This is a genomic window from Mycobacterium sp. NGS40 (assembly GCF_059812735.1).
On the sequence record NZ_JCALDG010000013.1, the window covers coordinates 23,336 to 36,147 of the forward strand.

12 protein-coding genes are annotated in these 12,812 nt (G+C 64.3%); 3 read left to right on the plus strand and 9 right to left on the minus strand.

The window, feature by feature from the left end; genetic code table 11:
* The first annotated feature begins 26 nt into the window (after positions 1-26).
* Positions 27-1,145: a phosphotransferase gene (locus AC5Y5O_RS19880; protein WP_036473881.1), complete on the plus strand. Its 1,119-nt coding sequence runs from the start codon at positions 27-29 to the stop codon at positions 1,143-1,145.
* 38 nt (positions 1,146-1,183) lie between these two features.
* Here the strand turns inward: AC5Y5O_RS19880 and AC5Y5O_RS19885 are convergent, their stop codons facing one another.
* The 8 genes from AC5Y5O_RS19885 to AC5Y5O_RS19920 are packed head-to-tail and all read right to left on the minus strand — an operon-like array spanning position 1,184 to position 9,606.
* Positions 1,184-2,200, minus strand: coding sequence for a PEP/pyruvate-binding domain-containing protein (locus tag AC5Y5O_RS19885; RefSeq protein WP_051641705.1), 1,017 nt, complete (start codon positions 2,198-2,200; stop codon positions 1,184-1,186).
* A gap of 9 nt (positions 2,201-2,209) precedes the next feature.
* Complete coding sequence (locus AC5Y5O_RS19890; RefSeq protein ID WP_036473878.1) at positions 2,210-2,620, minus strand: Zn-ribbon domain-containing OB-fold protein; 411 nt, start codon at positions 2,618-2,620, stop codon at positions 2,210-2,212.
* Positions 2,617-3,753 (minus strand): thiolase C-terminal domain-containing protein, encoded by a 1,137-nt coding sequence (locus AC5Y5O_RS19895; RefSeq protein WP_036473876.1) that lies wholly within the window; start codon positions 3,751-3,753, stop codon positions 2,617-2,619. Before AC5Y5O_RS19895 ends, AC5Y5O_RS19890 begins: the two co-directional genes overlap by 4 nt.
* A gap of 14 nt (positions 3,754-3,767) precedes the next feature.
* Positions 3,768-5,918, minus strand: coding sequence for an acyl-CoA dehydrogenase family protein (locus AC5Y5O_RS19900; protein WP_036473873.1), 2,151 nt, complete (start codon positions 5,916-5,918; stop codon positions 3,768-3,770).
* A 19-nt stretch (positions 5,919-5,937) separates the two neighbouring features.
* Positions 5,938-6,546 (minus strand): nitroreductase family protein, encoded by a 609-nt coding sequence (locus AC5Y5O_RS19905; RefSeq protein WP_036473871.1) that lies wholly within the window; start codon positions 6,544-6,546, stop codon positions 5,938-5,940.
* Positions 6,546-6,911: a DUF4286 family protein gene (locus AC5Y5O_RS19910; protein ID WP_036474172.1), complete on the minus strand. Its 366-nt coding sequence runs from the start codon at positions 6,909-6,911 to the stop codon at positions 6,546-6,548. The genes AC5Y5O_RS19905 and AC5Y5O_RS19910 overlap by 1 nt, the downstream gene beginning before the upstream one ends.
* 59 nt (positions 6,912-6,970) lie before the next feature.
* Positions 6,971-7,987, minus strand: a complete 1,017-nt coding sequence (locus AC5Y5O_RS19915) for a DUF7064 domain-containing protein (protein ID WP_036473869.1) — start codon at positions 7,985-7,987, stop codon at positions 6,971-6,973.
* On the minus strand, positions 7,984-9,606 hold the full coding sequence (locus tag AC5Y5O_RS19920) for a PEP-utilizing enzyme (protein WP_036473868.1): 1,623 nt from the start codon (positions 9,604-9,606) through the stop codon (positions 7,984-7,986). Before AC5Y5O_RS19920 ends, AC5Y5O_RS19915 begins: the two co-directional genes overlap by 4 nt.
* A 220-nt stretch (positions 9,607-9,826) precedes the next feature.
* Between AC5Y5O_RS19920 and AC5Y5O_RS19925 the strand changes: the two genes are divergently transcribed.
* A complete protein-coding gene (locus tag AC5Y5O_RS19925) occupies positions 9,827-10,747 on the plus strand; it encodes a TIGR03619 family F420-dependent LLM class oxidoreductase (RefSeq protein WP_036473866.1) in 921 nt (306 codons plus the stop codon).
* A 23-nt stretch (positions 10,748-10,770) separates the two neighbouring features.
* Here AC5Y5O_RS19925 and AC5Y5O_RS19930 read toward each other — a convergent pair whose 3' ends face one another.
* Positions 10,771-11,961, minus strand: coding sequence for a cytochrome P450 (locus AC5Y5O_RS19930; RefSeq protein WP_036473864.1), 1,191 nt, complete (start codon positions 11,959-11,961; stop codon positions 10,771-10,773).
* Between the two features lie 166 nt (positions 11,962-12,127).
* Between AC5Y5O_RS19930 and AC5Y5O_RS19935 the strand changes: the two genes are divergently transcribed.
* Entirely contained in the window at positions 12,128-12,718 is a 591-nt protein-coding gene (locus AC5Y5O_RS19935) for a TetR family transcriptional regulator (protein ID WP_036473862.1), read from the plus strand.
* The last annotated feature ends 94 nt before the right edge of the window (positions 12,719-12,812 follow it).

The following is a 12,812-nucleotide window of genomic DNA, read 5'->3' on the forward strand; positions in this document are numbered from 1 at the left end:
TGTCAAACCGTCGGTTAGGACGCGATATGACCAGCCAGGCCTTGCCCATCACGCTGCGCTCTCCCGAGGACCTGACGCCGGCCGTTCTGACCTCGCTGCTGCGTCGCCACCGGCCCGCGGTGACGGTCACCGATGTCCGGGTCCAGAGCACCTGGCAAGGGACCACCTCACACATCCACCTCGACGTGGACTACGCCGATGGCGACACCGACTTGCCATCAAAGCTTTTCGTCAAGACACAACTTGGTACGGTGCACGATCTTCCCGCCGCGGTCGACGAGTCGCTGTCGGAGGGCGGCGGCGGGACGGTTCTACTGGACGACGAGACGACGTTCTATCGCAATCTTCGCGACGACCTCGACGTCGAGACCATGACGACCTACTTCGCTGAACATCTCGACGGCCCGTCCCAGTTCATGGTGATCGGCGAGGACATCACGATGCGCGGAGCGCAGGTGCCCGACGCGGTGGCCGGTCTGCCTGTCGAGCAGGTCGACGAGCTGTTGGCGACGTTGAGCCGCGTGCACGCCCCGTTCTGGGCGAATCCGAGGCTCGGTGGACACGGCGACCTGGCGTGGCTACAGCATCCCGTCACCGGCGGGTTCGCAGAATTCCTGCGCACCAACGGTTTCGCGATCATCCGCGCGTTCGTCGACATTCCCTATAAGCGGGAGCTTCTCAACAAAACCGGCGCCGACATGGACGCCATGGAGGCGGCGTTCTGGACCCTGCAGGACCGGGTGGCTCACGAACCGATCACGCTGTTGCACGGGGATCCGCACCCACGCAACACGTACGTTCTACCGGACGGCCGCGTGGGGCTCCTGGATTGGCAGTTGGTGCGACGGGGTTCGTGGTCCCACGACGTCGGCTACGCCTTGATCGGCGCGCTGCCGCCTGCAACGCGTCGCGAGCATGAGCGCGAACTCCTCGACAACTACCGCGGGCGCCTGCTCGACGCCGGCGTCTCGTCGGTGCCGGACCGCGAACAGATGTGGACCGCCTATCGGCAGAGCCCGGCGTGGGGGTTCTGCATGTGGGCCATTACGCCCGATCAGATGTATTCCGTCGAGGTCGTGCGCGCTGTGCTCGGCCGCTTCGCCGAGGCCTACGCGGATCTCGGCACCGGCAAGTTGCTGAGCTGAGAAACAGCACCATCGTCGGCGCGCCCTTTAAGTTCGGCCTATCGGTTATTCCAGACGGTCTCCGGTCTGGCCTGCAGCAGATGAACCTCGCCGTCGGCGTCCACGGCCCACTCAACATCCACGGCGTACCCGGCGTTTTGCTCGATTTGTAGGGCGAGGCGGGCGACCTGGAGCAGCGTGTCGTCATCGATGCTGGGTGCATCACCCTCGCCGGGCGCGAGATCGACAATTCTGACCGCCCCGCTTTCGTACCGATGAGCGCGAGTCTGGCGCGCAATCTCCCGCTTGCGCAAGCACAAGCGGGCCTTGTCGACCCAGGCGCTATCGGTTTCCACGTCGCCATTGACCACGCCTTGACCCAGGCCTAAGGCTGACGCGGTGTAGATCTGGCCACGGTCTCCCGTCACCGGTTCCAACGTGATCGTCACGCCTGCTGCGACTGCCGGCACCATTTGCTGAACAACCACCGCCATCGCCACATCATCGGAAGCCACGTTCAACCGCCGGCGATACCCGATCGCCCGCGGTGTGAAAAGGCTTGCCCAACAACGAACAACGGCATCCAGCAGCGCGGGAGCACCTTCGATCCACAGATAGGTATCTTGCTGACCGGCAAACGACGCCTCGGCCGTGTCTTCGGCAATCGCGCTGGACCGCACCGCTACCGGCCCGCCACCCATCTGGGCGTAAGCGTCCACAACTTGGGCAGCGAGGCTCTCCGGCAGGGTGACTTGGTCGAACAGCGTCATGATTGCCGCCGACCGGTCCCGGTCGGTGCCCGATGTCGCCAGTACTTCCGCGATGCGTGGCGCGACTCCTGCGGCGGCAACGGCCTCGTGGTAGGCGCTCACAGTGACGACAAACCCTGGCGGAACCGACAGACCTTGCTTGATCAGCGCCCCGAGGCCGGTAGCCTTTCCACCGACCTCGTGACTCAGCTCCGAAGTGCACCGATGCAGCGGAAGAACCTGCGTCGCTGCGTGTTCCGGCCTGTGCGCACCTTCTGCCGAACCCCGGCGGTCAACCGCGCCGGTGGGCTTTTGATCAGTTGTCATCGCGGTCGGCTACTTGATCACGAATTCCGGTATGCGATAACCGGTGTCACCGAGGTCGACGATGCGCATCTGCACCGGCTGCCCGATTCGCACGTCGGCTGGATCCGCGTCGATGACCGCGTTGATCCGCAGGCCCGGCTGCTCCACCAGTTCGACGAGCCCGACGACATACGGGGGCACCCGACCGGGAACGAGGGCCTGGCGCACGACGATGAAGCTGAAAATTGTGCCGTCCCCGCTGACTTCCTCGAAGTGCACGGGGCCACCGGTGTACCGGCTGCGTTCCAACGGCGGATGGATCCATTTCCCAGTGTCGTCGCAGCGGCACAACATCAACGAACCGTTCTTCAGACCCTCCCAGTAGGGCGCCGAATCGGGGTCAGGCACCGGAATCGGTGCCGCCAGCGCTGGACTCGTCATGGCTTCTCCCTGCTGTAGACGTTGGCGCCACCGAAGGGCCCTCCACCGGCAGTGACCAGCGCGAGCTGGGCATCGTCGACCTGACGCACGCCAGCGGCGTGGCGGAGTTGCAGTGCAGCCTCGTAATGGTGGTTGAGGCCGTGAATGTAGCCCTCGGACAGCAGCCCTCCATGCGGGTTCACCACCACGTCACCGCCGTAAGTGGCGCGCCCGGTCGAGAAGAACTTGCCGACTTCGCCTTTCTCGCAGAAGCCGAAGCCCTCCATGGTGGCCATCACCGTATAAGTAAAGCAGTCGTACATGCAGGCCACGTCCATGTCCGATGGACTCAGGCCTGTCTTTTCCCAGATTCTGGGACCCGCTGTGCGGGAGTACATCTCGGTTGGGTCGTCCCACTCGCTCCAACCGGCGCCGCCCTGCGAATTCGACGATCCGACCAGCCACATCGGGGGCTGCTTGGTATTGCGGGCGATGTCCTCGCCGACAATCAGCACCGCCACCGCACCGTCAACCTCCGAAGTGCAATCCAGTACGCGGAACGGCTCGTTGATCCAGCGGGCTGCGAGATAGTCATCCATGGTCAGCGGTTCGCGTCGCAGCGCATGCTCATTGGGGCCCGCGTGCCTTCGTTGAGTGATCGCGATCTGACCAAGATCTTCACTGGTTGAGCCGAACTCGTGCTGGTGCCGACGTGCCCACATCGCGAACCACTGCGGCGGCACCATGAAACCGGAGGCTGTGTCGAACTGGTCGTGGTGCTGGACCCGCATGGGTCCTTCGATGTGACCGAACCGATAGCCGGAGCGTCCGTTAAGCGACCGATACACCAACACGGCCTTGCACATACCAGCCTCGATGACCGCGGCAGCAGTGGCGATTTGGTCAGCCACGAGATTGCCGCCGCCATACATTGCGTTGGCCCAGGCTAATTCGTCGATGCCCAGCGCCCAGCCGACGTAGATCGGCTGTTCGGAGTCGTTGGCCATGAACGTGCAGATACCGTCGACATCGGCCGCCGTGAGTCCGGCATCGGCGATGGCGTCGCGGCAAGCAGCCACGGCCATGCCGCGGGTCGTGCGGCCGGAGTTGCGGGAGTACTCGGTACGGCCGATCCCGACAACGGCACAAACCATTTGTCTTCTCCGATCTACTTAGGCGCCGGGTCGCGCGGCAGGCCCAGAATGCGTTCGGCGACCAGGTTTCTCACAATTTCCGACGTGCCGCCCGCGATCGTCAGGCACCGGCTGAACAGATAGTCGTGTACGACATTGGGTTCCTCTCCGACCAGGATGGCCCGGTCGGCAATTCGCAGCGCCAACTCTGCCACCCGCTGAGCGTGCTCGGCCCCGAACAATTTGGCGATGTTGCCTTCGACTCCGGGCCCGGCGTCGAAGACGGCTCGGGCGGCCTGCCGCAGATTCAGCGTGGCCAAGGTGTAGGACTCGATCAGCAGCGCACCGACCTCGCGGGCGATGCCGGTGTCACCGGGCCGATGGCGGGCCAGCAGATCGAGCAAAGCGCCGGCGGTCATGGTGACCGAGCCGCCGCCGATCGACACGCGCTCGTTGCCGAAGGCCGCCATCGCTACGCTCCACCCGTCGTTCACACCGCCGACCACATCACGATCGGGCACGAAAACGTCGTCGAAGAAGACTTCGTTGAACAGCGTCTCACCGGTGATCTCGGTGAGCGGGCGAATGCGCACGGCCGGGTCGGCGAGGTCGATGATCATCGCCGTAATGCCTTTGTGCTTGCGCACGTTCGGGTCGGTGCGCACGGTGGCCAGGCCGCGTTGGCAGTTCACCGCATCACTGGTCCACACCTTCTGACCGTTGACCACCCAGCCACCGTCGACCCGCCTGGCCTTGGTAGCAACCGCCGCCGCGTCCGAGCCGGCGCCAGGCTCGCTGAACAGCTGGCACCACCGCAGGTCACCCTCCAGGCTCGGCCAGATCAGTCGCTCGACTTGTTCAGGACTACCGTGTTGCAGTAGCGTTGGGACCACCCATTCACCGAGGCCAAGACTGGGTTTGTCCAAACCGTCCAGGGTGTCCTCGATGATGAGCTGCTCGACGCTGTCGGCGGCCCGGCCGTACGGAGTGGGCCAATGTGGTTGAAGATAACCGCTGCGCGCCCAAAGCCTTTGGTGATCGTCGGCGTCGGCCGCCTCCAGTTCTGCCCGGAAATCCAGTGCGGCCTGGCGATACTGTTCGGCGCCCTCGGGCAGGTCGACCGACTGGCGTCGGCGAACGCCGTCGCGTTGCAGCGCGATGACTTTGTCCCGCAACGCATCCTGGTCGCCGGCGAAGGTTTGTAGAACCGTAGCCCGTCTGATGTAGAGGTGAGCGTTGTGCTCCCAGGTGTACCCGATGCCGCCATGCACCTGCACGTTCTGCAAGGCCACCCGCTGATAAGCGGTCAACGCATGTCCGGCCGCCATGGTCGCGGCCAGCCCGGCCTCCGCACCATCGGCACGAGCCGCGTCCCAGGTCGCGGCGACTGCGAGTTCGGTGTCGACAAGCATGTTCGCGCAATGATGTTTGACTGCTTGAAACGAGCCGATAGGTCTGCCGAACTGCTCGCGCCCGGCGGCGTAAGCCGTCGCCATCTCGGTGCACGCGCTCAACCCGCCAACTGCCTCGGCTGCGGCCAGCAGTCGAAGGATCCGCGTCGCCGTCCCGGCCGCACCCGGGAGGATTTCAAGTACCGGTGCCGACTTCAGGCCGAGTACCACGACCGGGGCCAGCAGCCGATCTACCGATTCGATAGTTCGAATGCTGACGCCCTCACCGGCCGCCAGCAGCACGAGGTCGTCACCGGCGGGAAGCAAAAACAGGTCTGCACCTGACTCGGCCAATGCCGGTACCGCAGCGGCAGTGACCGCCGAATCGCGAACGACAGCACCGCCGTCGGTGCCGATCCCTGCGATCACGTCACCAGACACCAGCCGCGGCAACCACCGTTCCCGCTGCCCGTCCGTCCCGGCTTCAGCGATAACCGCAGACACTGCGACCGTGGGCAGGAAGGGTCCGGCCACCGCAGCGCGGCCCAGTTGCTCCAACACGATCGTCAGTTCAGGCAGACCGTAACCCTGGCCGTCGAATCGTTCGTCGATATGCAGGCCAAGCCAGCCGGTGGAGACCATCTCTTTCCAGAGTCCGTCGGTGGACCACCAGCGGTCGCTCTTCTCACGGTCGAGCAGGATCCGGCGGGCGCCCGCGGGGCCGGCACGCCCGGCGACCATTGCGGCCGCTACTTCGGCGAGGGCGCGATGATCTTCGGTGATCGCCAAGGGCATTAGCGGCTCTCCAATCTGGTCACCACGGTGTACCGAACCGCTCGCGGCATGTCAGCGATGTGGCCGGGCGGCGGCGAGGCGGTGAGAGCTTGCGTGCGGGCAGACCGACATAGACTGCGGCCATCGGGATCAGATTCTGCGGCAGTTCCAACAGCTCCCGCACCTGATCGACACCAAACGTGGTCAAGCCGGTGGTCAAACACGAACCGTAGCCAAGGTCTGCGGCAGCCAGAAGCATATTCTGCACAGCCGGGTAAATCGACGGCGGCGCATAGATCTCCGGCACCCGGTCCGTGTCAGCGCATACCACGATGACCACCGGCGCCGCAGCGAAACCTCCTTTACTGCAACCGAACTCGAGGTCAGCAACCAATGCCTTGTCTTCGACGCTCTGCTTGACGAAGTCACCTCCGCCCGCGTTCCATGTTTCTGTCCACCACCCCGCGAGGAGAGCGCGGTTGCGGTCGTCGCGGACTACGATGAACGTCCAAGGCTGGGTGTTTTCCGCGCTCGGTGCGTGCACCGCGGCGGCAAGCATCCGCTCGACGTCGGAATCGGGCACCTTGCCGTCCGGATCAAAACGACGACACGCGCGTTGAGCGTGGATGACAGCAAGTAAGTCGCCCACTAGCTATCCGCCAGAACGCGTTTGCCGCGTGGCGCCCATCCGGTCAGGGAGATGGTGGTCAGATCGAGCCACTCCCCTAGGGACAGCGTTCCGGCCATGACTCGTTTCAGGAATTCCGCCATCACGACTTCGGGCTCGTTGTCCAGCTCGTAGATCACCATGTAGCGGTGGGTCGGCGGCGGCAACTGAGCGGGCAATTCTTGGTCGTCCGGGACTTTCAGTTCGACGATGTCGTAACGCTGTGCGGCCACGACCCCCGGGACGTCGAGAACCTCCGGCAAGTGCTGAGCGTCGTACCACTTGTTGAAGGCCTCATCTTGACCGTCGATCGGATTGGTGAGCGCTATGAAGAGATTCGGAGCCACGTCGGATACCTTTCGCAACGGCCGGGATTAAGTCACACTATGACGGTCGACTGTCATAGTCAACGAGGCGGCGGACCGGTGAGACTCGATCTCTCGAGGTAGGCGTAGCCGGTCTCCCCGCCCCATGTCACCTCGGCCCAGCTGACGGTGTAGGCCTGCGCCGGATTAACCAGCCCATAGGGCAGGCCCTCGGCCATCGACAGCCACAGCGACGAGCAGATGGTGGCCTCGATCGGTTGACCGTCGAGCTTGCAGCCAAATTGCTCACCGTCGCGCTGCAACACCGCCGGCGGCGGAATCTCCTCCAATTTCACGTGTCGCAGTGAACCGTCGGTGACCGCGTAAGCACCCTGCAGCGTGACACGCCCATCGCGGGCCCAATACCTGCAGAAGCCGAATGCGCGGCCGCTGGGCATGACTCCCCCGGCGATGACGTGGCCACCCCAGTCGGTGAGAGTGTCGGCCCCGCGTGGCCCACGCGAATGATCGCGCCAGCCACCACCGTCGAACTGGAACGTCTCCGATCCTACGGTCACCTCGCCGACGACACGGGTGAGCTGCTCGTAATGTTCTCTGGCCCAGCTCTGTTCGGCCATTCCGGCGCCCGAGTCGGTCGGCGGACTGGCCTCGGCGTCCCACACCGGGGTCACGCCGTGCACCTCCAGATCCAGGCGAACGTGGGTCTTGGGCCCGTCGGGCAATGGTGCGCAGCGCATCGCGTCATAGGAAGACCGCACACAGAATCCGTCAAAAGTGATGTGCCATTTCGCGAACGGCTCTTCACACCGGAAAGCCAGATTGGCTCCCGCGGGCCGGCGCTCGGGCACAGTGCGGTGATACGCCCACATGGACAACACTCCCCGATCCGCGGGCAGCGCGATGAGGACACGGTCCTCCCACATCTCCCACATGTCGGCGACCGTGCCCAGGTGCAGCCACATGCCGACGTCGCGCACTGGGTCGTAGTGCGTGAACAGCAGATTCTCGGTCCAGCCCGGTACCGGCGGGCAACTGGTCACGACTTGCTCGTTGGCCGCGGGCAGACCCGAGGAGAGCGCGCCCGGCTGCACGCTCACTTCTGCACCGTGGACCGGGACCGGACCAGCAATGCGATCTCGCCGGTGGTCCCGTCCACCCGCACAACATCGCCGCTGCGTAATGCCCTGGTGCCGTTGCCCGTTCCGACCACGCACGTGATACCGAGCTCCCGCGCGACGATCGCCCCGTGACTGGCGGGACTGCCCATGTCGGTTACCAGGGCACCCGCCAGCGAGACCAACGCGGTCCAGCCAGGGTCGACGAACTTGCAAACCAGTACCTCGCCGTCGTCGAGGGTATCCTGCGATTCCGGATCAACCACCACCCTTACCGTGCCTTCGAAGACCCCTGGACCTGCAGGCGTTCCGCGAATAACGGCATCCTCTGAAGCCGGCTCATTTGAGCTTTCGATGGCCTCGGGCATCCCGGTGAAAACCGACGGCACCTCAAGGCGCCGGTACTCCTCGCGCCGGCTTCGGCGAAACTCCACCAATTCGCGCACGTTCGCGGGCAGCGGAACCAGCAGTTCGTCCACGGTCAGGTAACAGGCGTCGTCGACCCGATCCAGCGTCCCGGCGTCGACCAGCTCGGCACCGAACCCGCCGGCTGCCGCGCGGCATCCGTCAACGGCGGTCAGGAACGCGGCCTTGGTCAGTTCTACGGCTCGCACCTGAGCCCCCGTCGACGCCAGCAGGCGACGCACCAACAGGCGTCGCGCCGCGGGAAGCGTTGAGAGCAAGTCGGCCTCGGCTTTCCGGCGCGTCGCGGCTGCACGTTCTGCACGCACCGCCGGGCGGTCGGACTCGGGCCTGCCGCTGTGGGCGGCGGCCGCACGCAGGACCGCCTCTGGGTCCTCCCGCCACGAATGACCGATCACATTGCCCTCGTTGGGACCATGGAAACCGTGCCGAGAAAGAAACTCGTCTAACGTGATCCGGCCGTGCCCCAACGACCACACGTCATCGGCCAATTCGGTCTCGATCACGCCGCCATACCCGGCCAACAGCGCGGGCACCAGATCATCACGACCCGCCTTGGCGGCAATCGATTCGACCTGTGCGCGAAACACATTGAGGATGAGACGGGTACGAACATGCACCCGCATCGCCGCGCTGAACCGGTTGGAGGAATCAGTGAGCAGATTGCGCGGATCAGGCCCTCGTCCAGTTAGTACGGTTGCCCGCCACCAGTCCATCTGGCGCTGGTGTAGGCGGCGCGGAGCGGACCGCGCTCGCGCCAGCACCAACGGCGCCTTGACGACGACTGCCGGCAGCCGGCTGGGGTCGCTCCGGGTCGGAACCGCATCGGGCCGCACTGCGCCCAACAAATCACGCTCAAAGTCGTCACCGGTCATTCCGGGCAGCAACCCGGCAAGTTCGCGGGCGCGATCGACGTTCATCGCTTGTCTGCCAAAGAAGCAGGCGGTGCTCCACCGATTCGGGTCGTCGGGTACCCGAAGCGCCGAGCGCCCCAGCACTCCGAAGTCGTACAGGCCGCCGCGGGAAGCGAACTCGACACCGGTCCCCCAGAGTGACCAGCACAGCGGGGAGAGGATGTCCGGCGTGGCTTCGCCAACGTTCGTCAGGGTCCAGAGCCGGCCGGGCTCGCTGCTGCCTCGGATCGGATCGGTCAATGGCACCGCGGGGCCGGTGTACATGGTTCTCCTGGTCGTATCGACTGACAGTTCACTGTCCAAACTGCAGTCGATTGTCGCACTGAACGAGCCGCTGCGTAAGACAATCCGCATCTTCAAACGCTGGCCACTTGGATCTTGACGATTGGCAGCTGACTGTCATAATGAGCGGGTCACGCTCGACGAGCCGTCGGATCATTCGGTCGGCGGTCCGCCACCGGCCCAGGAAATCGGAGGGCGCAACATGAGATTCGCCGTCAATCTGCCGAACTGCATGCACGTCGCGGCGATCACGCAGCCGTGGGAACACCACCTCACCGGCGCCGACATCGCCCGAGTCGCTCAACGTGCGGAGCAGTTGGGTTACTCGATGGTGTTCCTGCCCGAGCATTTCCTCACCTCGACTAGCCATCTCGAGTTTTCCGGTAACCACTATTTCGACGCGACCACCGCTCAGGCCTTTATTGCGGGCGCCACTTCGACGATCACGATCGGCTCGATGGTGACGATCCTGCCGTTGCACAACCCTGTCGTCATGGCCAAGGCGATCGCGACGCTCGACTGGCTCAGCGGCGGTCGGGCCCAAGCCACCGTCGGCGTCGGCTGGCTCAAGGACGAATATGACGCGATCGGCATTCCTTTCAACAAGCGCGGTCGCATCGCGGACGAATGTCTGGCCGCGATGTTCGAGTTGTGGGACAGTGATTCGCCGACCTTCGAGGGTGAGTTCGTCAAGTTCAACGACGTCGCGTTCGGACCCAAGCCCATCTCCGAGCCCCACCCCCCGGTGTGGATGGGCGGAGACGCCGACGCGGTGTTGCGCCGGGCGGCCAAATTCGGTGACGGCTGGGCACCGTGGCTGACCAAGCCCGACGAACTGCCGGCAAAGATGGATTACCTGCGCTCACAACCAGAGTTCGATGATCGGCCGTTCTCCCTGTTCTACAGCCTGGCGGTGCTGTCCATTGGTGAAGAGCACGCGATCATCGACGATCCCAACGCGCAATTTGGCCAAAATGCCCAGCAGGTGATCGACAACTGCAACATGCTGGCCGAGCGCGGCGTCACGGATACCTGGGTGAATCCGCCAGAGCTGGAAGGACTTAACGCCTACCTCGACCACATGCAATGGGTAGCGGAGGAAATAATCCCGAAGGTCGGCTGAGCCTTCGCACGGCAGCCGCCAGATTACTGGCGCCGCGCCGACGGCGTGATGCACAGCGGTACCGACTGCAGGGACATCGTCCCGGTCGGCCACGGCATCTGTGGCGGCTTGCCCAGCGCAAGAGTGTATTCGGGGATGCGTGAGTGCCACTCCTCGAGGATGAGGCGGAGCTCGAGACGCGCCAGGTGTGAACCGAGACAGCGGTGCGGTCCACGCCCGAAAGCGAAATGCACGGCCTTGCTGTCGAGATGAAGCTCGTCGGCATCCTCGTATCGGCGCGGATCGCGGTCGGCGCTGCCATAACTGAGCATCACCGTGGTGTCTTTGGGCACGAACCTGCCTGCCACTTCCACCTCCTCCGTGGTGACACGTGGCGCGAACGGTACCGGGCCGTCGACACGCAGAATCTCTTCGACGAACGCCGGGATGAGTGTGACGTCGTGCGCGATACGCCGGCGCATCTCGTCGTCGGCCGCCAGCCTGGCCAGGGAGAACCCGACGGCAGAGGTGACGGTGTCGAGGCCGGCCAGCACGAACATGAAGCACAGACCCAGGATTTCGTTGTCGGACATTCCTCCTTCGTCGGTGTCCTGGATCAGCTGGGTGAGCATGTCGTTACCGGTCGCATCGGCGCGCCGCTCGGCGATGTGCTCGGTCAGATAGGTGAATAATTCCAGCGCATGAGCCATCACCTCGGGGGTCGCCTCGCTGCTGCTCGGATCGGTGAACTGCAGAATCGCGTCCTTCCACTGCACCAGCCGGTCGCGGTCGGCCATGGGCAGCCCGAAGAGGGTCAAAAAAACCTGCGAGGGAAACGGTGTCGCAAGATCGGGAACCACGTCGCACTCGCCGCGGGCAACAATTGCATCGATCAATTCGCCGGCCTGCCGGCGTAACTCGGGTTCACGCTCGGCCATCTTCTTCGGACTGAAGAACGGGTCGAGCATGCGCCGGAAGCGGGTGTGATCTGGTGGATCGATCGCGATCGGTACCAACGGAACCGGGCTTCCCAGCCGGTCGAAAGCCCTTGCCGAAGAGAAGATTTCAGGCTTCTTCGCCGCGAACTCGACAGCCTCGGCGCTGGTGAGCACGATCTCCTCGCCAGAACTCACCGCCTCACCGGCCTCCCGCAGCTCGCGCCAAGCACGCGTGCGGTCTTCCGCGAAGGGCAGATCGTTGATGTTGAACGTTCCGGTTGTGCCGAGCTCGGTCATCGAGACGGAGATCCTCTCTACCCCGCACCGGCCGGCGCTTGGGTCGTTTGACAGTCAACTGTCATACGTTGGAAGTATCGTTGGTGTAACGGCAGGTGTCAACGATGTGCCGTCACCCGTGATCGTTGTACTGTCAGGACAGTCGTACGCAGGAGGAGGTTGGGCAATGGCCCGGGGCGACCGATCACCGCGCGACGCGCACGCGGACCGGGTCCGCAATGCTCTGCTCAACGCCGCCCTGAACCTGTTCAGCACGAACGGGTACGACGAGACCACCACGGACCAGATCGCGGAGAGCGTCGGCGTCTCACCGAGAACCTTCTTCCGCTACTTCCCCACCAAAGAGTCGGTGCTCTTCTTCGGTGAGTACGACTTCATCGACGCGGTCAGCGGCGTTTACCTGGCTCAACCGGAGAAGGCATCCGATTTCGAGGCATTGGCCAATTCGTTCGCTCTGCTGGCGCCGGGCCTCAAGCGCATCCGCAAGAGGATCGCGCAATACCACGACGCCGTTGCATCGTCGCTGGTGCTGCTGGGCCGCGAGCGTAAAAACCATGAGGCCAACGCCGAGACTGTCGCCAAGGTGATCGCCGAACGACGCCGATTGCCGGCACCCGACAGCGAATGCCGGCTCTTGGCGGCAGTCGGCATGCTGCTGGTCGAGCGCGCCCTCAACCAGTGGCTGTCAACACCGGGTCGCTCGCTTGATGATTTGATACGCCAGGAATTCGCCGCGCTGCCCGCGGTCCTCAAATAGCCGTGAATTAACGATCTGCCATGCGGGTGCCATCGGGGCAGTGCCGGGGCGTTCCCGGTCCGCAGTACTGGGTACGCAGATAGCTTGGATAGGT